Source organism: Klebsiella sp. DY2415 (assembly GCF_026314315.1).
Classification (GTDB): Bacteria; Pseudomonadota; Gammaproteobacteria; order Enterobacterales; family Enterobacteriaceae; genus Klebsiella; species Klebsiella ornithinolytica.
In genome coordinates, this window is record NZ_CP111116.1 from 22,045 (window position 1) to 47,659 (window position 25,615).

Here is a 25,615-nt window from a genome sequence, read left to right on the forward strand (position 1 = left end):
TAATAGCCTTGTGAAGGCTCCAGATTTATTGCGCAACTTTTAGGCAATGCATGTAATGCGGTTTTTTACTCGCTATTATAGAACGAATATTGATTTTTTGCTGGGCGATCGCTCCCTAAGGTGTGCACCAAAACAAAGGTACTATTTTTTTAAAAAAAACAGAGTAAAATGTTGTGTGGTGCCGGCATTACAAAACGAAAGATTATGTTATAATCGGGTTATTATTAATAATGTTTCGCATTACAATGTGTAACCAGATATCTGCATTTGGGTGGAGATAGCTTAAGATGGATAAAAAATATGATTTTTCGCTCAGCTATGAAGCCTTGACACGAGTATGTGAAAATGCAATATGTGAACATATTCGCAGAGCAGGTTCTCTGGAAGGGTTAGGTTTCGCACTTGAATATACCAAGGCCTATGCCATCCTGGAAGTATGGTCTCTGCTGGCAGCTACTGGCGATACATTTCCAGCTCTCATTGAGAAAGACAGAATATATCTGTTGCAGCTAATTTCCGGGAAAAATAATATAGAGCTACATTAGATCATATATTATTTGGCAGATCTTCTCAGTTTTTACTTAACGCACGTCAGAATCAGTGAAGTGAGGAAAAGAAAATTTGTTGTGCAATAATAATTCTGATTATTCTGGTCAGTCGGATTGGCCGTAGATTTTCAGTATTCTTGTGCAATGACAAGACGGGATAACTACCGTCATCGCGCCCTGTCTGGAATCAATGACTTCAGTTTTAGATATAAAGACACATTAGATAAAAGTGAGAACAACTCGTCCTGTATAACATGAGGTAAAGTATTTATCATTAACTTACTGAAGACGGAATAACTACATTTATACCCGAAAGCTATTCTCTTTGAATCTACTTTAGATTTCTATTATTCCTGATTGCCATAGGCTTTTTTACAGTGCCCTGTGATTTCCTTGATTTCACTTTATATTTTATTATCATCCCATATAATAAAACCAGCGAAATAGATAAAACAACATAGAATAACATAAAAATACCTGTGTTAACAATTAAAAAGGGATATTAGGTCGAGTCCGTGAGGGATTTTAACATATGCGCGAATTGATACAACTCATATGTGCTAGCCAGTTTCATCTTTTTCTTTATTTCTTTTATATGATATTTTATAGTATTGACAGTAACTTTGTTTAGTGAAGATATTGTCTTAAGATCTAGTCCATTCGCCAGTTGAATAGTAATTTTTGACTGTTTTTTAGATAAATTAATGCGTACACGTTTTTCAATCTTTTCTTCCTGAATGGAACAAGATTGCGAATGTGTGTAATTTATCAAACCATGTTTGATAGTAATCATTAGTTGCTCAACAGTATTATTTTTCATTGAGAAAGTAAAAGTGTTATTCTCAAATCGTTTTACATCATCAAAACAAAAGCCATCAGTATAATCATGCAATATAAACAAAATCCTGGCTGGTTTACATTTCATAAATTTGGCATTAGGTAAGAATAATTCACCCGACACGGTCTCATAAAACACAACATCTTTACCGAGCAGGTAGTCATCATTTTTTTTGATTATGAATTGAATGTGCGGGATTGCTATTTTTTTTAAAAATGTTAATTATTGCTTCATAAATGAAAGCATTCTTAGTAATGACTTATACTTTTACTTCAAACATCTTTCGAAATGATTCGTTGCCAACGTTATTGGATTTTACTATTTACAGCCAGATAATCCCTTTGATGAATTATCACTGATTCCAGAAGGTCGTCGTCGAATGAAACATCCATGTAATCCAAATAATGTCCTCATCAATACGTAATCGATTACATGACCTATTTAGTGAATAAATCATGTTTGAAATTGAGATACTCCACACTCCTCTTGCTCAAGCATTCGCCTTCATTAATTTGAATGTGACAATGTATCCCTGCATCGTAACATTTCTGATACCATTCGCCGATTTGTAATGCGTCTCCTTCAAGTTTCAGTATTTTCCTTGTGTTTGTCCATAACTGTAGACAGTTTGTTTTATTCAAACGAATTACGTATGCACAGCGGAATACAGAATATGTTTTACCATCTATCTCGATACTATGCGCAACTTCCCTCCATGAAGCCATGGTGTGGGGTAATACATGACACTCTCTAATCCTTTTTTTATCCAGTTCATCATTCTTCTCCTTCTCAAGTAAAGGCTGTGCTATAAGTTTACCCGTTTCAGTTAGTTCGACAGCAAGTTGCAAATTCCGTGCTCTCAGTGTATTGAGAAATCCTGCTTCTTCGAGCTTTCTGCATGCAGCTCTTAAGTTTGAACCATATACCGGTTTTTCCCCTCCTTGTGCTAGCACTCGTTCAATATCCTTAGTGGCTACTGGCATATGCTTACGCTCATCCAAAGCGGCAAGTACAATGAGTATTCTTTTCTGTAACGTAGACATTCTACGTCCAGATATACCGATATCTGGCATACTATGTAATATCCTTCTCCAGCGTAACTATAGGCTAATGTTACCTATTAAAAACACAATCAATAGAAGCCTAATTATTATAAAAAGAATGTTAAAATTGCAAATTATTTATTTTAAATTTACTGCAACAGATGTCATCGATATAATAATTTATAGTGATCGTTATAAACCTGCAGTGATTGATTAGAGTCTTGGTTTTTTAATTCACTCCCTGTTTTTATTGGTTTATGTTATTATTAAAGATGCAGTGATTGAATTAACCATCACCACCTTATTCATGTCTTGTGGGTTATCTTCTTTTACTAATGAATATCCTTCTGATTCTCCTTCTGTCTCTTATGTATGAGAACAGGGATACAATTGAAATAACGAAAAGAACGATAGCTATCCACAGGAAAAACAGAGTTTCCATTTTATCCTCACATGATGATGTTGTAGATGTTGTTGTTTTCCAAAATTCACAGCGGGAGTAATATACAACAGGAGTAAGAAAAATCCTATTGCCTGTGGGATGAAATGTGACAATTATTTCACTACCCAAAATCATTTAGCTAAAAAACAACCAGCCAGTGGCTTTGTTGAATAAATCGAACTTTTGCTGAGTTGAAGGATCAGATCACGCATCTTCCCGACAACGCAGACCGTTCCGTGGCAAAGCAAAAGTTCAAAATCACCAACTGGCCCACCTACAATAAAGCCCTCATCAACCGTGGCTCCATAACTTTCTGGCTGGATGATGAAGCTATTCAGGCCTGGTATGAGTCAGCAACACCTTCTTCACGAGGCAGACCTCAGCGCTATTCTGACCTTGCCATCACGACTGTGCTGGTCATTAAACGCGTATTCAGGCTGACCCTGCGCGCTGCGCAGGGTTTTATTGATTCCATTTTTACACTGATGAATGTTCCGTTGCGCTGCCCGGATTACACCAGTGTCAGCAAGCGCGCAAAGTCGGTTAATGTCAGTTTCAAAACGTCCACCCGGGGTGAAATCGCGCATCTGGTGATTGATTCCACCGGGCTGAAGGTCTTTGGTGAAGGCGAATGGAAAGTCAAAAAACACGGCAAAGAACGCCGTCGTATATGGCGAAAGTTGCATCTGGCAGTTGACAGCAACACACATGAAATCATCTGTGCAGACCTGTCGCTGAACAATGTGACGGACTCAGAAGCCTTCCCGGGTCTTATCCGGCGGACTCACAGAAAAATCAGGGCAGCATCGGCAGACGGCGCTTACGACACCCGGCTCTGTCACGATGAACTGCGGCGTAAGAAAATCAGCGCGCTTATCCCGCCCCGAAAAGGCGCGGGTTACTGGCCCGGTGAATATGCAGACCGTAACCGTGCTGTTGCGAATCAGCGGCTGACCGGGAGTAATGCGCGGTGGAAATGGACAACAGATTATAACCGTCGCTCGATAGCGGAAACGGCGATGTACCGGGTAAAACAGCTGTTCGGAGGTTCACTGACACTGCGTGACTACGATGGTCAGGTTGCGGAGGCTATGGCCCTGGTACGAGCGCTGAACAAAATGACGAAAGCAGGTATGCCTGAAAGCGTGCGTATTGCCTGAAAACACAACCCGCTACGGGGGAGACTTACCCGAAATCTGATTTATTCAACAAAGCCCCAGCCAGTCTAAGTTTCTCTCACATGGGGTAAACATGCCCCGTACAAGCCATACTTATCATTTTTTTCAAAATCGTTGCTGTAATAGTTACTGTTCTGCTATAAAAACATAATACTTTTTAATATCTGGTAATACTTTCTGGCTAATTCAGGGTATGAATAGCTAATTTTATTCTAATCCATTCAGTGTCATGGAGCATGAATAATAAACAAAAAACCTTTTTCATTCATCGTATGTTATCACCTTGCTGATGTAGATTTGTAACCATTATAAATGGTAATAAAATGAATAGGTTACACATGGAATATTACCCTAATGAATTTATTCTTGCATTGTTAGTTTTACTATAAGGTTTGGTTATGGATCCTCTATCGATTATTCATAAAACTAATGAAGAAAAAAATGACTGCATTGTTTGTGTTTTGATTGTATCATTATCATCAATATTACTTTTATTGTGCTTTTTTTCTGAAGGTTTAAGTCGGGCAACACAATCATCTTTGTTACTAACACAGATTCTGGTTAATTTTTTAGGTTGCTACTGGTTAGCAAAACGTCGAATAAAAAAAGAGTTAATTGATAGTTCATATAAAAATTTACTTTCCTTCAAAGAACATAACTACAATAATTCAACATCAAAAGGTATCATATATATTAAGTTAAATAACAGATTTTTTATAAATTCATTTCATAGTGATTCGAATATATTTTTAAGTGCTAACCTGGTTGAAGGAAAAAAGATAACGGATATATTATACAGCCCAGTTATCAGTATAGATAATTGGCTTTCAGAACTGAAATATGGTTTAATAAGAAACAGCAGTGATTGTTTTTTCTCACTCGATAAATCTATTAATTTTAAAGTTGAGATGATAGCGTGTAAAACGTACGTTCGACGAAATGATTTTATTTGTTTATTATTAATCGTTACAGACGATCATATTAAAAATAAATCTGTCATCATTTCTAGTGAAGATAATGAAGTAAGAGATAAAGAAAATATTTGCAAAAATATTGAGCAGTCTTTATCAAAAATAAACTTTAGAGACACTGTACTAATTATATCACAGATTTCTGTACGAAACATCTCACTGATCAGTGAGGTTTACGGAAGGGATGTCATTACTTCAATTATTGAAAACCTCTGTAAGGAATTGTCTGCAGTATGCTCAGAAAATGATTTTGTTATTAAAAAAGACAACGATACTATAATTTTCTCGTTGCAATTGAAGCGTGTTGAATATCACACAAAAGATATTATTCAAAACAGAATTGGATTTTTTTTCCAGGAATTACAAAAATCCATCACAAGTAATGATTCATTAGTTAAACCGATCATATGCGCAGGTTGCGTCATAGTTAACAACTGTAATATCTCAGGATCAAATATAATAAGTCATGTTCAAATTGCCTTCTCTCAAACTTACAGAATAGATAAAGAAAATGTAATATTTGGTAGCGAAAGCTTATATAAAGAACACGAAGAGAGAATTATTATGCTTGGTCTGCTAACTGAAGCAATTCGCGAAAACCAATTTGTTGTTTATTATCAACCTAAATATAGTTTTATTAATTCTGATGTATCCGGCGCAGAAGCATTAATACGATGGTATCATCCAAATTATGGTTTCATACCACCAGACAATTTTATTCCTTTAGCTGAGAAAGTAGATTTAATACATTCTATAACTGCAATGGTTATCACAACGGTCTTCAGTTTCTCACAACAGGTGAATAGCATTTCTTTCTCGATTAATTTATCTGGTAAGGATTTTGAAAATAGTACCCTTCTTAATCATATAGACAAAATGGCTGAACTATATGAAGTCAATCCTTGCAGAATAATTTTTGAAATTACTGAGAGCGTAATGATAACTAATTCAACTTTAGCTTTAAACAACCTGACTAAACTTAAAGAAAAAGGATATAAAATTCACATTGATGATTTTGGGACTGGATATTCCTCTCTCAACTATCTTAGAGAATTTCCATTTGATGCGATTAAGTTAGACAGAACTTTCATTAGTGGTATTGCTTACGATGCACGGGACTTATCTATTGTAAGAAGCATAGTGTCTCTTGGAAAAGCTTTCAGTTTAGGTATAGTAGCAGAAGGTGTGGAAAATAATGAACAGTTTGAATTGCTTAAAAATATGAATTGCGATGAATTTCAAGGTTATTATTATTCGAAGCCTTTGTCAGGTGATCAACTGATTGATTTTTTGAGGGACCAAAAAAAATAGGGCTGTATGCCCTATTTTTTCATATACTATCGTTTTCCCTTTTTAATTTCATACATTCTTTCGTCTGCATCCTGCATGATAGCAGAGCGTTCAGTATGAATTTTCTCATCATATTCAATAATCCCTGCAGAAAAATCTATGTTGTATTTTTTTTGAGAATTAAGATTGTAGCTGGTAATCCCGGCCCTCAATTTATGAAGGAATTCTTCTGCTTCTTTATAGGTTGACTCGGGTAATAGAACACCAAATTCATCACCTCCTAATCTTGCAACAACGCTTTTTGAACTACTAAGATCTTCCAGCATATCTGCAAAATTGCAAAGTACTTCATTACCTTCTGAATGACCGAAGTTATCATTGATTGGTTTAAAATTATCGAGATCTATGATCAGAACACAGAATGTTTTTTTCTTTTTTTTGGCTTTTCTTAACGATTCATCCGTCATTAGGGCGAAAGAACGCCGGTTACATATACCTGTCAAAGGATCAGTAGTTGCTTCGTTTATTATTCTAAACTCATCCTCTACGATTTCTGCTAAATCTTTAAGCAATAAGAAGTCATCTCTGGTTAATACTCTTGGTACTGTATCAATAATACATATTGTTCCAGCTATCTCACCATCTGGCAGTCTTACGGGATGCCCTGCATAAAACCGGATATAAGGATCATTTTTAACTAATTTATTTTCTTTGAATCTTGGATCAAGGCTTGCATCAGGCACTATTAATGGTTCACTAAGATCTACTGCTATTGTACAAAATGAATCACTTCTATCTGTCTCTTTTATCTTCAGCCCATAACATGACTTAAACCATTGCCTGTCTCTATCAATTAATGAAACAAGTGCTATTGGTACATCAAAGAGTTTGGTGGCAATCCTCGTCAATCTGTCAAATCGTTCTTCAGATTTTGTATCAAGGATCCCCATAGAATATAATGATAATAGCCTGTTCTCTTCTTTATGGTTTGTCATAATTTTCATCTTGAGTGGTTATTGCAGGGTAGTGTTGGTTATCGCTATCTTATCAGAATTGTCCTGGAACTCAATAATCCCAATATCTCATAATCATAATCATATAAAACTTAACAAGTTTCCAATACATCATGATGAATAGTGAACTGTTACATCTAATCATCTGTGACCTGAAGCGCTCATTATACATTTCCATGTATTCAGAATGCATAATGATTTGTATATTAAAAATCGCCATAACTTACAATGACTTATTTTTTGTGGCACAATTAAAGCGCATCTGTTCAAATAAATATAAAGACATTAATGCTTGATCTTCATGGTTTCTTATGAAAACCAGTGGCTGAAGAAACGTATGGCAGTTCTGAATCTGAACAAGACGAAACGGCATGACAGGCTCAAGAAAATTGTCCAGGAAGGTGCATAGTTTCCTTATCCAATATTTTCTACTGAGGGTATATTGTATCAGCTTAAGACAGGAACTGTTGATACAGAACAGAAAAGTTCAACACAGCCTGAATCTGCGCGACGCTAAATTTTTTCCTTCTGGCGAACCAACAAACAGCCCGTTTATAGAGAGATTCTGCAGACGACAAAAGGATTAATCCCTGAAATTGCACTGAATTGTCACCTGAAGATGTGCAGGACAAGCCAGATTACTCTTACAAGGGATACCATCGTAATTTAGCAAAAACACCTAAGACCTAAACGACAGCTAAGTACATAGTGCCGGACGGATCATGATTTTTTATTTAACTTACGGACTTCATTCTTCAGCAAATATCTTTTCTCTTCTGTTGTAAACTTATGAAAGCGTTACGCGAAATCCCGCAAGGTTACAGGGGTGTACCAGGCCGGAAATCGCGTAGCGCTCTCTTCTCTTCTGTTTCCTGCCTAACATGTACATCCTGGCATTACTCCAATTCTCCCAAAAACCGTAAAACAGCCATCAACCCGCGTCATTACTGGCTTCATGGAGGATCTGAGCAGAAAAAGGTTCCTTTACGTATTTGGTTTTACCCGCAATAATGCGGGATAAGACAACAAAAGGATCCGCGCGCTGCGATTTATTGTCATGGCAGGATCGGCCCGTCAGGTGCAAAATACCTGTATCCATAAACAGTGCGTGCGCTACGTGAAAAATAACTCATGAACAGCATCATTCCCCTGCAGAATTCACCAGAACGCGTCTCCCTGCTGCCGATCGCCCCGGGCGTTGATTTTGCGACCGCGGTGGCACTCCGGCGGATGGCCACCTCAACAGGTGCCACGCCGGCTTACCTCCTGGCGCCAGAAGTGAGCGCCCTCCTCTGGTATATGCCTGACCAGCGTCACCACATGTTGTTCGCCACCATGTGGAATACCGGGATCCGTATCGGTGAAGCCCGGACGCTCACCCCGGAATCGTTCGACCTGGATGGTCTGCGCCCTTTTGTTCGGGTGCTGTCGGAAAAAGTGCGGGCACGTCGTGGCCGGCCGCCAAAAGATGAAGTGCGTCTGGTACCGCTGACGGATGCCAGTTTTGTGCGTCAGATGGAAAGCTGGATGGTCACCACCCGCCCCCGCCGGCGTGAGCCGTTATGGCCGGTCACGGATGAGACAATGCGCAACTGGCTGAAACAGGCGGTGAAGCGGGCTGAAGCTGACGGCGTGCATTTTTCGATCCCCGTGACGCCGCATACTTTCCGTCACAGCTATATTATGCACATGCTTTATCACCGGCAGCCCAGGAAGGTCATCCAGGCACTGGCCGGGCATAAGGATCCGCGCTCGATGGAAGTCTATACCCGGGTATTTGCGCTGGACATGGCTGCCACCCTGGCCGTTCCCTTTACCGGTGATGGGCGAGATGCCGCGGAGATCCTTCGCTCCCTGCCCCCGGCCGGCTGAGATTGACGGCCCTGGCATGACGTCCTGTATTCCGCTAATACGAAATACAGGAGCAGAGCGCATTCAGCCCACTCTCTGCTCCAGCACACCAGGCCATCATGCTGATGGCTGAAACGCCGAGGTCTTACCCGGTGAGCTGCAATCCTGCTGGCATCAACATACCGCAGTCAAGACAGGGCAAAATGCAGGCATTCTGCCCGTGCATCCCACGGTGCGTTTTTTCCTGGAAGCTCAGCAAATCATCCCGTTAACGGCGAAAGTCATTCACCATCTCTAGCCAACACCTTTCTGCCATTCGGCTCCCGTTTCCTGATCGCATTTAACAGTGTGAAGCTGGCGCCGGGTTATACAGACAGCTGCAGTCTCATCCTGCCGGGCTAAACCTGCAGTACACAGGGGAACGGATACCGTCAGGTAACATGACCGTCTCAGCACCCGATTGAGATTTTCGTAAGGGATATAGAGCGTTACTGAAAAATTGACTGTGGCATGTTATCCCCCATGGAATGGTGAACAGACCAGGGATTACCCCCATTAAACCCGCATTCCGTAGTCAATATCTGCGTATCATGACCCGAAATCACATATGACAGTCAATATTGTTCGATCCGGGCAGACATGATAGAGAATAAATATTGACTGCGGTATGCGTGATGCATATCACAGTCAATGGAATGTCCTTAGCGGCATATGGCAGTCATGATATGCATATCGCAGTCAATTTTCTGGCTTCATCGCTGAGAGGGCTTCAGCCAGTTTAAGAGGATCGATGCCAGCAGCCTTCAGCGCCTTAATGACTTCGTCATAATTTTGCTCTGGCGCCTTCTCTTCTTCCTCTTTGCGCGGAACCTTCACAGGACCACTGATGAGTTTGGGGTTGCGATAATGCACGCTGAAATAGGTGGCTCGGCCACGTTTAAACTCGGTGTAATCCAGATAACCAATATCCCGCAGCTGCTCCATCGCCTTACGCACCGTGTGGTTCTGCGTATAGACATTTGAGGTGAGATTCAGCCGGTCACGCATCCGTTTCATGGAAATAGGTGCAGGATTCTGGGGAAGACTTTCGATGTAGGTATAAAGCGCCTGGGCTGATTCCTTGCGCTGCAGGGCGTCAATGGCTTTCAGCCGCAGCAGTACCCTTCTGTCCATGTGGTAAAGCTCAAACAGCTTAGGTTCAGCCTTGATCTCAACGATATCCTCGTTGATGTCATAATAGGCTGACTGCACCAGATGGGTGGTCCATCCTTTGGTCTCGCTCTGGAACTTCAGCGTAACCGAGGCGAGTTTAAACAGGGAATTACTGATGCGATCGCGCATTTTTTTGTTTGAACGACGGGAGTCAAATCCGCACATCTTAACGAATTCGACGAACGACAGTTCCAGGGTGTCACTTCTTACCCCATACTCCGACATGGAGCGAATTATCCCCAGCCAGACTTTAAAATCCGTGTCCATATCAAGACGCGAACCGGTGATCTTAACGTCAGTGTACCCTTCGCTTTTGGCAATGGAGAGCTGTACAAGCTCCTCAGTCGCGTCTGTAACGTTTTTCCGGTTCGCCTTGCTCTTCCCTGTTGATTTCAGAGTTGGGACGAAGAGACCGAGTCTCATGAGCGCTACTGGCTGCACGGTACTGGTGCTGTTGACATCCAGCTTAACAACTTCACCGGTTGTCTTATCAACTTCCTGAAGGTTCAGAAGTAAGCTGTTATTTTCGCTCGTCATCTTGATCCTCAACGGTTATCCACAAAAGGATATAGTAATACGTATCGCAGTCAACGGATATACATACCTCAGTAAATACCGTTGCATATCACAGTATTAGATTATGCATATAACAGTCAACATTTTACATTCCACAGTCGATCCAGACAGACGTTAAAGCCAGTTACAGCGCATGCTGGAGCGATCCGGGGATCTCTTTTGGATCTCATTATGATCTCCTTGGGATCAATTATTGGATCGAGACCATGAATAACCCAGATACAAGGCCGGAAGCGCCACACCAGATATCCAGAACCCTGGCCTTATTTTCCTGAATACGCTCTGGAAGATTGAGATCTACAGGTACAACAATAAAACATTGACTGCGGTATGCTGAGTCGTCTTTCCTCTTTCTCGACACAGATGCGGTAAGCATCATACCATAGTCAATATATTACATACCGCAGTCAATTTCATTATAACTGGCTGATCCCGAGCCATCTTTAGCAACCCGACGTACGTGCAATCTGTGAATTCTGTGATTTTCCGCTTCCTCGCCGCTTTCTCACTCCGTGAGATCGCTTACTGCGGCGAGCGGCAGTTATTAATATTGACTGCGGTATGTACTCTTTTGTAATCCCCTGCGTTCTTTGCATTACGCAATGCGGTTCACTTTGCACTTTTTCGTGCACTTTGCGTTTTTATTGTTGCTTTGCAATAAATTCCAAGATTTAATAAAACAATGCAAAGTGATGATTAAAGGATGTTCAGTATGGGACTCATGGATACACTCAACCAGTGCATAAGTGCTGGTCATGAAATGACGAAAGCAATCGCTATTGCGCAGTTTAATGATGACAGTCCGGAAGCCCGGAAGATAACCCGGCGCTGGAGGATTGGTGAAGCAGCAGATTTAGTTGGCGTGTCATCTCAGGCTATCAGGGATGCCGAGAAAGCTGGCCGGCTGCCGCACCCTGATATGGAAACCCGTGGGAGAGTTGAGCAACGCGTTGGTTATACCATCGAACAAATCAATCACATGCGGGATGTATTTGGTACACGACTGCGCCGTGCTGAAGATGCGTTTCCGCCGGTGATTGGCGTTGCTGCTCACAAAGGTGGTGTTTACAAAACCTCAGTATCCGTTCACCTGGCTCAGGATCTTGCTCTGAAAGGACTCCGTGTTCTGCTTGTTGAAGGCAATGACCCACAGGGAACTGCTTCTATGTATCACGGATGGGTGCCCGATCTTCATATTCATGCTGAGGACACTCTCCTGCCCTTTTATCTTGGGGAAAAGGATGACGCCAGCTACGCTATAAAGCCCACCTGCTGGCCTGGCCTTGATATCATCCCGTCCTGTCTGGCACTGCACCGCATTGAAACCGAGCTGATGGGGAAATTTGACGAAGGCAAATTACCTGCTGACCCGCACCTGATGCTCCGTCTGGCCATTGAAACTGTCGCTCATGATTATGACGTGATAGTAATCGACAGCGCACCCAACCTTGGTATCGGTACGATAAATGTTGTATGCGCTGCTGATGTTCTGATTGTCCCTACTCCGGCAGAGCTGTTCGACTACACCTCCGCACTGCAGTTTTTCGATATGCTACGTGACCTGCTTAAGAACGTGGATCTTAAAGGCTTCGAGCCAGATGTCCGTATTCTGCTTACCAAATACAGTAATAATAATGGCTCGCAGTCCCCGTGGATGGAAGAACAAATTCGGGATGCCTGGGGAAGCATGGTCCTTAAAAATGTTGTGCGCGAAACGGATGAAGTCGGCAAAGGTCAGATCCGTATGAGAACCGTTTTTGAACAGGCTATTGATCAACGTTCTTCAACCGGTGCCTGGCGTAATGCCCTCTCTATCTGGGAGCCTGTTTGCAATGAGATTTTTGATCGTCTGATTAAACCACGCTGGGAGATTAGATAATGAAGCGTGCTCCTGTCATTCCAAGACATACCACACATACTCAATCGACTGAAAATACTTCATCACCGGCGCCGGCCGCGCCGATGGTGGATTCATTAATTGCGCGCGTGGGTGCTATGGCCCGCGGTAATGCAATCTCTCTTCCGGTAAGTGGACGGGAAGTAAAATTTACCCTTGAGGTGCTCCGGGGAGACTCTGTTGAGAGCGCTTCACGCGTATGGTCAGGCAATGAGCGCGATCAGGAACTACTTACCGAAGATGCTCTGGATGATCTCATTCCTTCATTTTTACTGACCGGTCAGCAGACTCCAGCTTTCGGCCGCCGGGTTTCTGATGTCATAGAAATTGCAGACGGCAGCCGTCGCCGTAAAGCCGCAATCCTGACGGAAAGTGATTATCGCGTTCTGGTTGGTGAACTGGACGATGAGCAGATGGCTGCATTGTCCCGACTGGGTAACGATTATCGGCCGACGAGTGCTTATGAACGTGGCCTGCGTTATACAAGCCGGCTGCAGAATGAGTTTGCAGGAAATATTTCTGCGCTTGCCGATGCGGAAAACATTTCTCGTAAGATCATTACCCGCTGTATTAATACGGCCAAACTGCCTAAATCCGTTGTTGCCCTGTTTGCACATCCTGGAGAACTGTCTGCCCGGTCAGGTGAAGCCCTTCAGAAGGCTTTTGCAGATAAAGAAGAATTACTGAAGCAGCAGGCTGAGACTCTCCACGATCAGAAGAAAGCGGGACTAATCTTTGAAGCTGAAGAGGTCATTAGTCTTTTAACATCCGTACTGAAACAATCTCCCGCATCAAGAGTTAATCTGAACTCACGTCATCAGTTTGCTCCAGGGGCAACAGCATTGTATAAGGGCGATAAAATGGTGCTTAACCTGGATAAGTCCCGCATTCCTGCGGAGTGTATAGAGAAAATAGAAGCCATTCTTAAGGAGCTTGAGAAACCAGGAGTCTGATGCGGACACGCATTAGTCTACGGTGATCTCCCTTTACTTCATTTCCTTTCTCACAGGCCAGAAAACATAACTGGCCTGAATATTCTCTCTGGGACCACGGTCCCACCTGCATCGTCGGTCAGCTTATCTGCCTGGGACCACGGTCCCACCTGTATCGCCGGTCAGGTTATCTCCCTGGGACCACGGTCCCACCTGCGTCATCTGTCAGCTTATCTGCCTGGGACCATGGTCCCACCTGCGTCGTCGGTCAGCTTATCTGCCTGGGACCACGGTCCCACCTGCGTCATCTGTCAGCTTATCTGCCTGGGACCACGGTCCCACCTGCATCGCCGGTCAGGTTATCTCCCTGGGACCACGGTCCCACCTGTATCGCCGGTCAGGTTATCTCCCTGGGACCACGGTCCCACCTGCGTCATCTGTCAGCTTATCTGCCTGGGACCATGGTCCCACCTGCGTCGTCGGTCAGCTTATCTGCCTGGGACCACGGTCCCACCTGCGTCATCTGTCAGCTTATCTGCCTGGGACCACGGTCCCACCTGCATCGCCGGTCAGGTTATCTCCCTGGGACCACGGTCCCACCTGCGTCATCTGTCAGCTTATCTGCCTGGGACCATGGTCCCACCTGCGTCGTCGGTCAGCTTATCTGCCTGGGACCACGGTCCCACCTGCGTCATCTGTCAGCTTATCTGCCTGGGACCACGGTCCCACCTGCATCGCCGGTCAGGTTATCTCCCTGGGACCACGGTCCCACCTGTATCGCCGGTCAGGTTATCTCCCTGGGACCACGGTCCCACCTGTATCGCCGGTCAGGTTATCTCCCTGGGACCACGGTCCCACCTGCATCGTCGGTCAGGTTATCTCCCTGGGACCATGGTCCCACCTGCGTCGTCGGTCAGCTTATCTGCCTGGGACCACGGTCCCACCTGCGTCATCTGTCAGCTTATCTGCCTGGGACCACGGTTCCACCTGTATCGCCGGTCAGGTTATCTGCCTGGGACCACGGTCCCACCTGCATCGTCGGCACATTATTAGTTAGGGATAACGGTTCAATCAATGCCTGTCACGAACAGGTATTGGCTTGTCGCCAGCAACCCGATGAGCGGAGTAATCACGCAGCAGGGCGGCTATTACAGGCGATGGTGAAAGCTCTATTGGGATCTGAACGAAGCATGTTGAGTGAAATTTGCAAAATTTCGCAGAGTATGCAGCTTAATCTTTAAATTTCCGCCGGCATTTTTAAAGCCAGCTACCGACGCTGCGCGTTGGCCGGCCCTTCGTCCGGCGGGTAACCAGTACCGGCCGATCTTACGACCCTGGATGAACATCATCCCGTCAGCAGCGTCTCCACTGTGATGTCGTTTTTCACACTGTCCGATCACAAAATAGAACGGGGAGGGACAACATATGGTAGGAAAAGCAACTGCCAGAGACACAATATATTGATTATCCACAGTAACGGGGGATAACCGTGTGGGTAACATATTGAAAGTCCGTCACGTTATCGTATTAATTGACTTTGTAGACACCACTGGACCATGAAAAGAATCCGGGGGAATCATCACAGCGCATAAACATACCGTTTGTTTTTGGGGGACGGCAAGGAGGCCCCTGTTATCCAGTGCGCCGTAAAACCCCGACCTTCAGGGCGGGGATATAAGGCGCGGTTTTCCGACTAACTTCGGTTAAAATAGCCTCATGAAACGACTTCAAGCCTTCAAATTCCAGTTAAGACCGAATGGTCAGCAGGAGCGCGATATGCGGCGCTTCGCTGGGGCTTGTCGCTTCGTCTTTAACCGTGCGCTGGCGCTTCAAAACGAAAACCATGAAGCGGGGAACAAATATGTTTCCTACACCAAAATGGCTTCATGGCTCATTGAGTGGAAATCACACCCTGATACCCAGTGGCTAAAAGACACGCCATCACAGCCGTTGCAGCAGTCGCTCAAAGATCTGGAGCGCGGCTACAAGAATTTCTTCCAGAAGCGTGCAGCATTCCCTCGTTTCAAGAAACGCGGCCAAAACGATGCCCGCAAGGCGTGAAGCTCGATCAGACCAACAATCGTATATCGCTTCCTAAGTTGGGCTGGATACGCTATCGCAATAGCCGTGAAGTCATCGGCGAAGTTAAAAACGTCACGGTCATCCAGTCATGCGGCAAATGGTACGTTAGCATCCAGACGGAATACGAAGTGCCTGAACAGGTTCATAAGGCAGCGTCAATGGTCGGTTTGGACGCCGGAGTCACGAAACTTGCCACGCTTTCTGATGGCACCGTATACCAGCCAGTCAACAGCTTCAAAGCAAGCCAGCGTAAGCTGGCTATGCTTCAACTGCAGTTAAGCCGCAAAGTTAAATTCAGTGCCAGTTGGCAGAAACAGAAGAAAAAAATCCAGCGTCTGCACTCACACATTGCCAATATCCGGCGCGACTACCTTCACAAAGTCACCAGTGAAATCAGCAAAAACCACGCGATGATCGTCATTGAGGACTTGAAGGTCAGTAACATGTCGAAATCGGCAAAAGGTACGGCAGAGCGGCCCGGACGAAACATCAGAGCCAAATCAGGCTTAAACCTTCGATACTGGATCAGGGCTGGTACGAAATGCGCAGACAGCTTGAGTACAAGCAGCTCTGGCGTGGTGGTCAGGTACTGGCGATACCTCCGGCATACACAAGCCAGCGTTGTGCCTGCTGTGGTCATACGGCGAAAGAAAACCGTCAAACGCAAAGTAAATTCGTGTGTCAGGTATGCGGCTATACCGAGAACGCCGATATCAACGGAGCACGTAACATTTTAGCGGCAGGACATGCCGTGCTTGCCTGTGGAGGGATGATACAGTCAGGCCGCCCGCTGAAGCAGGAACCCACCGAGGCGAGTCAGGCTCCGGTCTGAACGCTGTAGGAATCCTCGCCCTTCAGGGCGGGGAGGATGTCAACAATTGCACCAGGTCTTTTTCGTCCAGCGCATCGAGCATTTGTTCATACAGAGCCGCGGGCACACAATAAAAAACAGGGCGGTTGCGGTCAATAATCGCGACCGGGTAGCCGCCGCCGGCACTGGCGGTGGCCACCGGATCGTTTTTAAGTTCTCAGACGCTGGCAGTCACATCACACAGAATGATGTTTGTCATGGTTCCCTCCTGAGACAAGTCATCTGTATGATCGGTAAAGTAAGCTCTGGCGGCAAGTCCCGTCTGTCATTTCGACGGTCAGAAACGGGCAACCGGCAGCTCCTTCCAGCGGGTGGTATATGCCGGTGACAGCATCTCCCGTTTCATCTGCCAGTCCGGCGCAATACCCCGTCCGGCAAACCAGACTTTCCCGAGTCCGGAATGATTAATGCCGTCGAGTACCTTCATCAGCGCATCGCTGTGCGGCCGTGGCTGCACGTCATCGAACAGATTCAGCTGCGCGACGCCGTTCGGACTGAAATCATTGAGCATTATCCCCGCTTTTGCGTAGCGGTGGCCATCGAGCCAGATCCTGTCCAGAGACCTGACCGCTGCCGCGATAATGTCCCGGGTGTCACGGGTAGGGGTGTTCAGTTTTTCCGTGGCCACGTTACCGTAATACGGCTCATTAACCGCAAAAGGGGATGTCTTGATGAAGGTGCTGATATGCCGGCAGTACTGTCGCTCACCGCGCAACTTTTCCGCCGCGCGCTCGGCATACTGGCAGACGGCCTGGCGCATTTCTTCGTAGGTGGTGATCCGCTGCCCGAAGCTGCGACTGCAGACAATCTGCTGTTTCGGCGGCGGCGCTTCCTCCAGGGAAATGCAACTCTCGCCGTTCAGCTCACGTACCGTGCGCTCCAGCACTACGTTGAAGTTTTTCCGGATAAATGTGGGGTTCGTCAGCGACAGCTGCAGGGCGGTGGTGATCCCCATAACGTGCAGCTTTTTCGCTATCCGGTTCCCCACGCCCCAGATTTCTTCCACCGGCTGCAGGCTGAGTAATTTTGCCGTTCTGCGTGGATTTTCGGGCGACAGCGCCAGCACCCCCCTGAATTGTGGCCATTCCTTTGACGCCCACTGCGCCGATTTGGCCAGTGTTTTTGTGGCGCCGAAGCCGACACCGATCGTCAGTCCGGTTCCACTGAGAACATGCCCACGCAGCTGCCTGCCAAAATCCTCCAGATCCATACAGTGGCCAATTCCCCGGGCATCCAGGAAACATTCGTCAATTGAGTATTGTTCGACGCGGGGCGACAGCTCTTCCAGCAGGGCGACCACACGGTTACTCAGGCTCGCGTAGAGCTCGTAGTTGCTGGAAAAAACGTACAGTTTTTCAGGAAACTGCGCCTCTTTGAGCTGGAACCAGGGGGTTCCCATCTTTATACCCAGCCGTTTGGCTTCAGCACTCCGGGCAATAACGCAGCCATCGTTGTTACTGAGAACGACGACAGGTTTGCCGCGCAAATCCGGCCTGAAAACCTTCTCGCAACTGGCGTAGAAGGAGTTGACGTCGGCCAGGGCGAACATCAGTCTGCCCCCCGGGTTTTATGAATGAAGGCCGTCACCACACCGAAAATTTGCAGCGTTTCCGGATCCGGGTACAGGGAAGGGAAGTCCGGGTTCATCGCCTGCAGGGCTGGCCGCGGCGTCAGAAGCAGGCGTTTTACCGTAAATTCACCCTCAATTTCCGCGATAACAATATCCCCGTGCCGCGGCTGTTCTGCTTTATCCACGACCAACAGATCGCCGGAATAGAGGCCAATATCAGTCATTGAGTTGCCAATTGCCCTGACAAAATAGGTGGAGTGGCGCCGGTGAATGCAGTACTCATTCAGATCCAGTTCAGACTCAGTGTAGTCTGCTGCCGGTGACGGAAAACCCGCAGGGCATCGCTCTGTGAACAAAGGAATTTTTACTATGCTGGCTTCTGATACTGCAGGAATGAACTTCATCGTTTTTTCCCTCGCTTAAAACTGTATATATATACAGTATTATTTTGCGGAGGCCTTTTTTTTTCAAGTCATCTTGTTGCCGTTGTCTGTAACCATTTGCTGTTCCTGCAAAAACAGGGAAATTTCAGAAGGATCGCTGCCAGTCCGGAGAATCGTTATCTAATAAAATGTAATATACTGAAGTACAGTGCATTTATTCTGAGTGGAGTGATTATGAATACGGGTTTAAGGCAGGTTCTGCGATATGCAGGCGTCCCGGTTGACGCCGCTGAACCGGTGCGCCGGCAATTCGGTAGCCGCCTGATTTTAATCGTGACGGTTGCTCTCCTTCCGCTGTTGATTGTTGACGTCCCTCAGTGGATATTTGTGCTCTCCCAGATTATCTGGGGAAGCGGTATGTATATTGGTATCTCCGTGGCCAGTGATAAACCAGATCGCCGGTAAGCTCAGAACGAGAGGTCTCCCGGACCGCCTGGTGACGGGCAGCTGATAAACCGGCGCCATGCCATCAACACCGGATAAGGACGTCGCCGGCTTGTCGTTGCCGCCGGCTCCGCTTTGTCCGGCCCCCTCCCTCCGGTCTGCGGCCTTTATACGCAGCTATCGCGTCGCGATGCCAGCTTCCGCTTTTCTCCCTGCGCTCGAAAACCGTGACTGGGGACCTCATGTTGTTTCTCCTGCATCGCTTCGGGTAGTGCCGTGCCTTCACTTTAGCCCGGCCGCTGCAGATGCAAGGGTTCGCTGGCGCCGCCATCCTCGCCCGGTCGCAGGTTACTGATGATGCTCGCGGTTCTTCCCGTCGTTTTCTCGCTCAGGTTTCGCTCGAAAACCGTCCAGATCAGCTTCGTGCTTTTTCTGCGCTGCGGCCTCCGGTGTCGCCCCTGCATCTTCCGCTTTCCGCCGGGCTGTCGTGTCGGCACGGCACTACCCGGTGCCGCAATCTTATGAACCTGTGGAGGTTGCTATGTATCATGCCCGTCAAACCATGCTGAATGTTGAGGAGTCCGACCGTCTCTCGTTCCTGCCGGATCTGTTTGGTAACGATTTTCTGGCCGGAGAGATGCAGGTCTATGCGCTCGCTGAGAAACACATCACCGATTACTGCGGAGGCTTCTGGCATTTCATCCGAATTCCGGAGGGCGGCGGCTACATGATGCCTGACGGTGACCGTTTCCATCTGACTAACCCGGATAACTGGTTTGATCGGTCCGTCAGCGCGGATGCGGCCGGAGTTATCATTACGGCACTGGCGATCAACCGCCGTATCTGGCTGCACCATGAACGCGGTGATGCTGCCCTGACACGCCACCTGATGCTGCGGGAATCGCAGCTGTGGAATTTCATTGACTCTCATGACGAATGCGCAGCTATTTACGCTGCTCTTGACTGATACTACATCGGGGCGCCCGACGCCCCGTTTAAGGTCTGAGACGGCACGATCTGTGGGGAGCTTACCCGGCTTCGCAGATCGGTGCGGCCGCGCGAAAATCCTGGCAGGCTTCGCCTGCCGGTGAGGCGGTTCGCCACGCCTGCGGCGCTGCGTACAGGCCTCACCAGGTCGCCAGTTAAGAATTAAGAGCGTAATATCTTCGTACCCTTTCTTCTTTTGCGGAATTTGCGTATGTCGCAGTGGAATATTGCCTCTTTTTCAAAAGAGGAGCAGGACAAAGTTGCCGTCGATAAGGTGGCCGCTGCTGTTGCCTGGCAGGAACGCATGAACAAGCCCGTCATGCCGGAACTTGTTGAACGGGAACAGCCTGAACACCTGCGCGAATATTTCCGTGAACGGCTCTGCGTACATCGACTGAACAGTCAGCAGCTGCCGCGCGCAAATGCGCCCGAATATAATAAACCGGGCGATGATCAGCAGAATTGATTCTCTTACTCAGTGTGTCCAGGGAGGGTAATCTGTGCGTATGTCTCTGATGTTTGCTGCCGTGACGCTTTTAACCGGTATTAACCTTTTTTTTATTCCGTTTCAGCCTGTTCCGGCTCTGTGGGGGGCTATCCTGGCCGTTGCTTTTGTTCTGTTTAATGTCGTGGCGGATAAGCTGCGCCTCTGGAGTGGCATTGCGTGGATTATCGTTGCCGGCATCATCATAACGCTGATGTTGCAGGGGAAAGAGCCGGGTGACGAATTACGCGTCCTGATCACCGTTTTCGCTTTCCTGGCTTCTGTCTGGTATAGCATTGCGCAGTTCAGGAAGGAAAATAAGCTCCGTTCCTGACGCCCCGTCTTGTATGCCGCCGGTTTATCATGGCTTCTTTCCGGCGGCATGAAAAACATATTCTCTCCAGCCTGCATCTTTACTTTTCCGGTTTGCTCACTGCTGTCTGTCTGCTTCCTCTTCTTCTCCCTGCTGTGATGCCTCTTTTTAAACCTTAAAGGCTTTAAAAGCACACCCACACTGGACACCTTCGGCTCCCGGCCAGCTGCGCTGTCCAGTCGTCGAGCCACACTCCGCCAGGGCAGCTGCTGTCGCACCTGCCGGGCTCCGCCGAACCCGCAGGCGGTTTCGGGCCTGACGGCTAGTGTCTGATGTCTGAGGTCAGGGTCAACGGCAGCGCTTGCTGCGACCGTTCCGGCCGCGCCGCTTTCACCGTGCCGGCGAAGGACTGCCGGCACTCTGCAGGGCAACGCCGTTTCGCGCCCGCGCTCTTCGTCGTTGCGGCGGGTGCCTGCTCCTTTCCCCTGGTGCCGTATCACCCGTTTGAGTCCATTCGCCGGGGCTGAGACAAGCACAGTCGCCATCATCCGTCCAGGGTAAATGGCACGCGGTAAACCGCGCCCTGGACAGCTGCCGTCGCCCGTGCTCGTTTACGCCCTCGCGGCGAACGGCTCTCAAACGGGTGAAGTTAATACCAGGGGGCAGGTTCAGCAGGTCCCCGCACAAAGTCAAAACCGCGGCCCCGGCAACTCAACGGGTGATGTTCTTTAAAAATCAGGAAAAAGAAAAATGCAGGATCCTTCATTGCGAACGTATCGGATCGCATTTCTGGGAAGCAATGCCAGCGGAAATCTGCCGATGTTTACCCGGGTGCAGGCCACGACCGGAAAACGGGCGATAAAAGCGTTTATTGAACGCTGTGAACCCGTCAAAGGCTGGTTTCTGGGCGCACCTGAAGACATTACCGATCAGATTCAGAAGGAGGAAGAAGAGGCGGGAAGCAAACCGCAGATATGAAAAAAGCAGGGTAAACCCTGCTTCTCCCACGCCGTAAAAATCGCACGAACGGTTTTTACGGCTTCGTTAACTACCATAAGGAGTCAACTCTATGATCGTTTCTATTTTTTCATCTTCCGCAGGCGCTGTAAAGCCCCGTCGTCATTCGCGCATTCTGCGCGTAGATATCACCGCACCGGAGATTGATCCCGCTCTCAGAGCTTTCGGGCGTCATATCGCCAGAAGTCACCGCAAAGGGCGCGGTGTCCACATCCCCGCGATGAAAAATACCGCCCTCGGGCAGGTACTCCGCACGCTGGAACTGAAACGCGCATTTAACTGATGAGGTGAGCCGCCCCGCGAGGGGCGGCAACTGCAGGAAGGAGAAAACACAATGGCACCGACTACCGCACAGATCATGACGGAAAACACCGCAGGCCAGACCTACCGGGCAACCTATTCACCCGATGACAACAAACTGCGACTTTACGCATCATTACGGCTCGATGAGGAAACGTATTCTCTGATCAACAAAGCAGGCTTTCGCTGGGCGCCCAAACAGGAACTCTTTGTGGCGCCAGCCTGGACGCCGGGGCGGGAGGATGTCCTGCTTTCCCTCGCCGATGATATCGAGGACGAGGACAGCACCCTGTTTGATCGCCAGGAGCAGCGCGCCGGGCGGTTCAGTGACTACAGTGACCGGCGGGCGGTTGAATCGGAGCAGGCGCTTGCGCATGTTGATTCGCTGGCATCGGCTGTCCCGCTGGGACAGCCGATCCTTGTTGGCCACCACAGCGAGCGCCGCGCGCGCCGGCATGCGCAGAAAATTGAGAACAGCATGAAACGTGCGGTGATGCTGTTCGAGCGCGCGGAATACTGGGAACAGCGCGCGCAGGCCTCTCTGCAACACGCGAAATACAAGGAGCGTCCGGATGTGCGTTACCGCCGTATCAAAAAAATCGAGGCGGAATTACGCAAGTCCCAAAAGCACATTGCCCGGTCTGAAAAGTATATGACGATGTGGCGTGCGCAGACGCTCGATCTGAATATGGCGTTACTGGTCAGTAATTATGACCATATTTATGCCAGCTTCACGCTCGACAAATACCCCCGCCCGGCAGAGAAAAGCCAGTATGAGGGTTCGATGTCTCTCCATTCCGCCCTGACTGAGGAGATCATTACTTTTGAACAGGCGCGGGATATTGCGATCCGCTGTCATGAGCGCACGATTAGCCACCAACAGCGCTGGGTTAATCATTACCAGAACCGCCTGGCCTACGAACGCGCGATGCTCAATGAAAACGGTGGCGTTGTCACCCGAACAGAGGAATTTGAACCAGGCGGGCAGGTACTGAGCCGGGGAGAATGGTTAACCATTCTCCGGGTTAACCGGAGTCAGGGGGAGGTGAGTTCAGTCGAAACGCCCTGTTATCGCTTTCTGGGCTACAGCGGCACGATGAAACTCACGCCCGACCGTATCACGGACTACAAAGCCCCGACAGCGGAGGAAGCCAGCGACGCGAAGAAAGCGGCGAAGCGCCCACCGATCGTCAACTATCCGGGGGAAGGGTTCCGGGAAATGACAAAGGCCGAGTGGGCGAAATTACCCGCTGATTATAAAGGCGTGCGGGGTGCTGCAGAAACTGAAACACACGGCGCTTACCGCTTCCGCCGGTGCATGACGCACGGCTGTACGCTCGTGAATGTGTATATCACAGACATGAAAACCGTTGAAATTCCGAAAAAATGACAGGAAGGCTCCCCGGCATCTTGCCGGGGAGGTCAGGGAGTATATTCATGCATCATGACCTTAAACACCGTATTCAGGCGATGCGGGACAAACTGGAGGGGCGCGCCCCTGTCGCTGAAATTCAGGGTAGCTCGCAGCTTTTTGTTACCCCCTCCCCGGAATGTCGCCGGCTGGTTGAGCTGGCTGATGTCCGGGAAACCGATCGCATTCTGGAACCCAGCGCCGGAACGGGCGCTATACTGCAGGCGATCAGGGATGCAGTCCCCCGGGCGAAGTGTGACGCCGTGGAGCTGCACGCCGGATTAGTCAGCCACCTGCAGGCACGTTTCCCGGAGGTCCGGACCTGGTGCGGGGATTTTCTCGAATACCATCCGGATCGCCGGTATACCCGAATCATCATGAATCCGCCGTTTCATCGCGGTGATGATATCCGGCATATCCGGCGGGCATTAACTCTGCTTGAACCTGGCGGGATTCTGACTGGCATATGTCTGGACGGGCCGCGTCAGCAAAAGGCGCTGGAGTCCCTGGCGGACGTCTGGGAGCCGTTGCCGCGAGGAACATTCACGTATACAGAGGTAGCGACCGCCATCCTCAGAATAACCGTCTGATGACACGTTAAGCCGGCGGGGGCATCTGTCCCCGTCTGGCCGCGCCTCGAAAGGCCGCGCGCCTGCGGCGCAGAAAAGCCGGGCCGCGCTGACGCGCCGCCCGCATTTCCTTTCCGCGTCTTCCCTGTTTGCTGCCTGCTGTCTGCCTGCTTCCTCTTCTCCTCCCTGCTGTGATGCCTCTTTTTAAACCTTAAAGGCTTTAAAAGCATACCCACACTGGACACCTTCGGCTCCCGGCCAGCTGCGCTGTCCAGTCGTCGAGCCACACTCCGCCAGGGCAGCTGCTTCGCACCTGCCGGGCTCCGCCGAACCCGCAGGCGGTTTCGGGCCTGACGGCTAGTGTCTGATGTCTGAGGTCAGGGTCAACGGCAGCGCTTGCTGCGACCGTTCCGGCCGCGCCGCTTTCACCGTGCCGGCGAAGGACTGCCGGCACTCTGCAGGGCAACGCCGTTTCGCGCCCGCGCTCTTCGTCGTTGCGGCGGGTGCCTGCTCCTTTCCCCTGGTGCCGTATCACCCGTTTGAGTCCATTCGCCGGGGCTGAGACAAGCGCAGTCGCCATCATCCGTCCAGGGTAAATGGCACGCGGTAAACCGCGCCCTGGACAGCTGCCGTCGCCCGTGCTCGTTTACGCCCTCGCGGCGAACGGCTCTCAAACGGGTGAAGTTAATACCAGGGGGCAGGTTCAGCAGGTCCCCGCACAAAGTCAAAACCGCGGCCCCGGCAACTCAACGGGTGATGGTTTTAAAAGGCAAAACAACGGATTAAGGAGATTTATTATGGCAGCACGTGGCGTTAATAAAGTCATTCTGGTTGGTCATCTTGGTCAGGATCCCGATGTGCGTTATCTGCCATCCGGTGGCGCAGTAGCCAATTTCACCCTGGCCACATCAGAAACATGGCGTGACAAGCAGGACGGCGAAATGCGCGAACACACCGAGTGGCATCGTGTGGTCCTGTACGGCAAGCTCGCCGAAATTGCCGGCGAATACCTGCGTAAGGGGGCTCAGGTCTATATCGAGGGTCAGATGCGGACCCGTTTCTGGCAGGATGATCAGAATATGACCCGTTCTGTCACCGAAGTTCTGGTGAACAACAACGGCACCATGCAAATGCTTGGTCGTCGTGACGGCGGTCAGCAACAGAATGCGGCGCCACAACCGCCCGCACAGCCGCAGAATTCGTCCACGCCTGCCCAACCTGCTGCTCCGCAAAAATCCCCGAAACAGAAGAGCGGCCGAAAAGCCAGCCAGAGCACTGCACCATCTCAGCAGATGCCGCAGCCGCCAGCGGATGAGTACCCACCAATGGATGATGAAGCGCCCTATTAAACCACAATGAAGACGCCCCGTTCAGGCGGGGCAGAAAAGGAGAA

At 48.5% G+C, this 25,615-nt stretch carries 23 protein-coding genes and 1 pseudogene; 16 read left to right on the forward strand and 8 right to left on the reverse strand.

Translation table 11 applies throughout. The features are described 5' to 3' along the window. Positions 1-287: 287 nt before the first annotated feature. Positions 288-545 (forward strand): hypothetical protein, encoded by a 258-nt coding sequence (locus OQV00_RS26425; RefSeq protein WP_023292103.1) that lies wholly within the window; start codon positions 288-290, stop codon positions 543-545. A 505-nt stretch (positions 546-1,050) separates the two neighbouring features. On the opposite strand, the gene OQV00_RS27210 is transcribed toward OQV00_RS26425, so the two are convergent. The 3 genes from OQV00_RS27210 to OQV00_RS27215 form a co-directional block, all read right to left on the reverse strand. After that, the gene (locus OQV00_RS27210) at positions 1,051-1,473 is read right to left on the reverse strand and encodes a helix-turn-helix transcriptional regulator (protein WP_128206210.1); all 423 of its coding nucleotides are present in this window, start codon (positions 1,471-1,473) and stop codon (positions 1,051-1,053) included. Between the two features lie 350 nt (positions 1,474-1,823). Continuing rightward, positions 1,824-2,429: a hypothetical protein gene (locus OQV00_RS26430; protein ID WP_266280950.1), complete on the reverse strand. Its 606-nt coding sequence runs from the start codon at positions 2,427-2,429 to the stop codon at positions 1,824-1,826. Positions 2,430-2,748: 319 nt separating this feature from the next. Continuing rightward, entirely contained in the window at positions 2,749-3,006 is a 258-nt protein-coding gene (locus OQV00_RS27215) for a small membrane protein (RefSeq protein ID WP_305955214.1), read from the reverse strand. A gap of 56 nt (positions 3,007-3,062) precedes the next feature. Between OQV00_RS27215 and OQV00_RS26435 the strand changes: the two genes are divergently transcribed. Then, entirely contained in the window at positions 3,063-4,031 is a 969-nt protein-coding gene (locus OQV00_RS26435) for an IS5 family transposase (protein WP_266280953.1), read from the forward strand. Between the two features lie 416 nt (positions 4,032-4,447). Continuing rightward, positions 4,448-6,331: a putative bifunctional diguanylate cyclase/phosphodiesterase gene (locus OQV00_RS26440; protein WP_266280955.1), complete on the forward strand. Its 1,884-nt coding sequence runs from the start codon at positions 4,448-4,450 to the stop codon at positions 6,329-6,331. A 26-nt stretch (positions 6,332-6,357) separates the two neighbouring features. On the opposite strand, the gene OQV00_RS26445 is transcribed toward OQV00_RS26440, so the two are convergent. Then, positions 6,358-7,305 (reverse strand): sensor domain-containing diguanylate cyclase, encoded by a 948-nt coding sequence (locus OQV00_RS26445; protein WP_064357859.1) that lies wholly within the window; start codon positions 7,303-7,305, stop codon positions 6,358-6,360. A 1,149-nt stretch (positions 7,306-8,454) separates the two neighbouring features. Between OQV00_RS26445 and OQV00_RS26450 the strand changes: the two genes are divergently transcribed. Continuing rightward, positions 8,455-9,195 carry a tyrosine-type recombinase/integrase gene (locus OQV00_RS26450; RefSeq protein WP_001515717.1) on the forward strand — a complete coding sequence of 247 codons (741 nt, stop codon included), beginning with the start codon at positions 8,455-8,457 and terminating at the stop codon, positions 9,193-9,195. A 717-nt stretch (positions 9,196-9,912) separates the two neighbouring features. Here the strand turns inward: OQV00_RS26450 and OQV00_RS26455 are convergent. Beyond that, positions 9,913-10,923: a RepB family plasmid replication initiator protein gene (locus OQV00_RS26455; protein ID WP_003031532.1), complete on the reverse strand. Its 1,011-nt coding sequence runs from the start codon at positions 10,921-10,923 to the stop codon at positions 9,913-9,915. A 751-nt stretch (positions 10,924-11,674) separates the two neighbouring features. Between OQV00_RS26455 and sopA the strand changes: the two genes are divergently transcribed. The 3 genes and pseudogenes from sopA (at position 11,675) to OQV00_RS26470 (ending at position 16,705) form a co-directional block, all read left to right on the forward strand. Further along, the gene (sopA, locus tag OQV00_RS26460) at positions 11,675-12,841 is read left to right on the forward strand and encodes a plasmid-partitioning protein SopA (RefSeq protein ID WP_000523812.1); all 1,167 of its coding nucleotides are present in this window, start codon (positions 11,675-11,677) and stop codon (positions 12,839-12,841) included. Continuing rightward, complete coding sequence (locus tag OQV00_RS26465; protein WP_003031531.1) at positions 12,841-13,812, forward strand: ParB/RepB/Spo0J family plasmid partition protein; 972 nt, start codon at positions 12,841-12,843, stop codon at positions 13,810-13,812. Before sopA ends, OQV00_RS26465 begins: the two co-directional genes overlap by 1 nt. A 1,695-nt stretch (positions 13,813-15,507) precedes the next feature. After that, positions 15,508-16,705 (forward strand): annotated as a pseudogene (locus OQV00_RS26470) (RNA-guided endonuclease InsQ/TnpB family protein). 22 nt (positions 16,706-16,727) lie between these two features. Here the strand turns inward: OQV00_RS26470 and OQV00_RS26475 are convergent. From OQV00_RS26475 to umuD, 3 genes are all read right to left on the reverse strand, one after another. After that, positions 16,728-16,883: a type II toxin-antitoxin system Phd/YefM family antitoxin gene (locus OQV00_RS26475; protein WP_001776126.1), complete on the reverse strand. Its 156-nt coding sequence runs from the start codon at positions 16,881-16,883 to the stop codon at positions 16,728-16,730. A gap of 138 nt (positions 16,884-17,021) precedes the next feature. Further along, a complete protein-coding gene (locus OQV00_RS26480) occupies positions 17,022-18,293 on the reverse strand; it encodes a Y-family DNA polymerase (RefSeq protein WP_073558207.1) in 1,272 nt (423 codons plus the stop codon). Continuing rightward, entirely contained in the window at positions 18,293-18,718 is a 426-nt protein-coding gene (gene umuD / locus OQV00_RS26485) for a translesion error-prone DNA polymerase V autoproteolytic subunit (protein ID WP_003031525.1), read from the reverse strand. The genes OQV00_RS26480 and umuD overlap by 1 nt, the downstream gene beginning before the upstream one ends. A gap of 213 nt (positions 18,719-18,931) precedes the next feature. Here umuD and OQV00_RS26490 point away from each other — a divergent pair, with 213 nt between their 5' ends. The 9 genes from OQV00_RS26490 to ssb all read left to right on the forward strand — a co-directional run bounded on the left by OQV00_RS26490 (position 18,932) and on the right by ssb (position 25,571). Further along, positions 18,932-19,162, forward strand: coding sequence for a hypothetical protein (locus tag OQV00_RS26490; protein ID WP_004206779.1), 231 nt, complete (start codon positions 18,932-18,934; stop codon positions 19,160-19,162). Between the two features lie 520 nt (positions 19,163-19,682). Continuing rightward, positions 19,683-20,108 (forward strand): antirestriction protein, encoded by a 426-nt coding sequence (locus tag OQV00_RS26495; protein ID WP_004118478.1) that lies wholly within the window; start codon positions 19,683-19,685, stop codon positions 20,106-20,108. Positions 20,109-20,339: 231 nt separating this feature from the next. Beyond that, positions 20,340-20,594: a DNA polymerase III subunit theta gene (locus tag OQV00_RS26500; RefSeq protein ID WP_004206775.1), complete on the forward strand. Its 255-nt coding sequence runs from the start codon at positions 20,340-20,342 to the stop codon at positions 20,592-20,594. 34 nt (positions 20,595-20,628) lie between these two features. Continuing rightward, entirely contained in the window at positions 20,629-20,946 is a 318-nt protein-coding gene (locus OQV00_RS26505; protein WP_154949006.1) for a hypothetical protein, read from the forward strand. Between the two features lie 729 nt (positions 20,947-21,675). Continuing rightward, complete coding sequence (locus tag OQV00_RS26510) at positions 21,676-21,903, forward strand: hypothetical protein (protein ID WP_266280964.1); 228 nt, start codon at positions 21,676-21,678, stop codon at positions 21,901-21,903. Positions 21,904-21,994: 91 nt separating this feature from the next. Next, the gene (locus OQV00_RS26515; protein ID WP_266280966.1) at positions 21,995-22,225 is read left to right on the forward strand and encodes a CCDC81 family HU domain 1-containing protein; all 231 of its coding nucleotides are present in this window, start codon (positions 21,995-21,997) and stop codon (positions 22,223-22,225) included. Between the two features lie 51 nt (positions 22,226-22,276). After that, a complete protein-coding gene (locus tag OQV00_RS26520; RefSeq protein WP_266280968.1) occupies positions 22,277-23,632 on the forward strand; it encodes a DUF3560 domain-containing protein in 1,356 nt (451 codons plus the stop codon). Positions 23,633-23,679: 47 nt separating this feature from the next. Beyond that, the gene (locus tag OQV00_RS26525; protein WP_032752071.1) at positions 23,680-24,243 is read left to right on the forward strand and encodes a class I SAM-dependent methyltransferase; all 564 of its coding nucleotides are present in this window, start codon (positions 23,680-23,682) and stop codon (positions 24,241-24,243) included. 776 nt (positions 24,244-25,019) lie between these two features. Beyond that, positions 25,020-25,571: a single-stranded DNA-binding protein gene (ssb, locus tag OQV00_RS26530; RefSeq protein WP_154949007.1), complete on the forward strand. Its 552-nt coding sequence runs from the start codon at positions 25,020-25,022 to the stop codon at positions 25,569-25,571. Positions 25,572-25,615: the final 44 nt, after the last annotated feature.

Excerpts from the sequence above, each read along its gene's own strand:
- OQV00_RS26425 (WP_023292103.1), top strand. The coding sequence starts at position 288 with ATGGATAAAAAATATGATTTTTCGCTCAGCTATGAAGCCTTGACACGA.
- OQV00_RS27210 (WP_128206210.1), bottom strand. The coding sequence starts at position 1,473 with ATGAAATGTAAACCAGCCAGGATTTTGTTTATATTGCATGATTATACT.
- OQV00_RS26430 (WP_266280950.1), bottom strand. The coding sequence starts at position 2,429 with ATGTCTACGTTACAGAAAAGAATACTCATTGTACTTGCCGCTTTGGAT.
- OQV00_RS27215 (WP_305955214.1), bottom strand. The coding sequence starts at position 3,006 with ATGATTTTGGGTAGTGAAATAATTGTCACATTTCATCCCACAGGCAAT.
- OQV00_RS26440 (WP_266280955.1), top strand. The coding sequence starts at position 4,448 with ATGGATCCTCTATCGATTATTCATAAAACTAATGAAGAAAAAAATGAC.
- OQV00_RS26445 (WP_064357859.1), bottom strand. The coding sequence starts at position 7,305 with ATGACAAACCATAAAGAAGAGAACAGGCTATTATCATTATATTCTATG.
- OQV00_RS26450 (WP_001515717.1), top strand. The coding sequence starts at position 8,455 with ATGAACAGCATCATTCCCCTGCAGAATTCACCAGAACGCGTCTCCCTG.
- OQV00_RS26455 (WP_003031532.1), bottom strand. The coding sequence starts at position 10,923 with ATGACGAGCGAAAATAACAGCTTACTTCTGAACCTTCAGGAAGTTGAT.
- sopA (WP_000523812.1), top strand. The coding sequence starts at position 11,675 with ATGGGACTCATGGATACACTCAACCAGTGCATAAGTGCTGGTCATGAA.
- OQV00_RS26465 (WP_003031531.1), top strand. The coding sequence starts at position 12,841 with ATGAAGCGTGCTCCTGTCATTCCAAGACATACCACACATACTCAATCG.
- OQV00_RS26480 (WP_073558207.1), bottom strand. The coding sequence starts at position 18,293 with ATGTTCGCCCTGGCCGACGTCAACTCCTTCTACGCCAGTTGCGAGAAG.
- umuD (WP_003031525.1), bottom strand. The coding sequence starts at position 18,718 with ATGAAGTTCATTCCTGCAGTATCAGAAGCCAGCATAGTAAAAATTCCT.
- OQV00_RS26490 (WP_004206779.1), top strand. The coding sequence starts at position 18,932 with ATGAATACGGGTTTAAGGCAGGTTCTGCGATATGCAGGCGTCCCGGTT.
- OQV00_RS26495 (WP_004118478.1), top strand. The coding sequence starts at position 19,683 with ATGTATCATGCCCGTCAAACCATGCTGAATGTTGAGGAGTCCGACCGT.
- OQV00_RS26500 (WP_004206775.1), top strand. The coding sequence starts at position 20,340 with ATGTCGCAGTGGAATATTGCCTCTTTTTCAAAAGAGGAGCAGGACAAA.
- OQV00_RS26510 (WP_266280964.1), top strand. The coding sequence starts at position 21,676 with ATGCAGGATCCTTCATTGCGAACGTATCGGATCGCATTTCTGGGAAGC.
- OQV00_RS26515 (WP_266280966.1), top strand. The coding sequence starts at position 21,995 with ATGATCGTTTCTATTTTTTCATCTTCCGCAGGCGCTGTAAAGCCCCGT.
- OQV00_RS26520 (WP_266280968.1), top strand. The coding sequence starts at position 22,277 with ATGGCACCGACTACCGCACAGATCATGACGGAAAACACCGCAGGCCAG.
- OQV00_RS26525 (WP_032752071.1), top strand. The coding sequence starts at position 23,680 with ATGCATCATGACCTTAAACACCGTATTCAGGCGATGCGGGACAAACTG.
- ssb (WP_154949007.1), top strand. The coding sequence starts at position 25,020 with ATGGCAGCACGTGGCGTTAATAAAGTCATTCTGGTTGGTCATCTTGGT.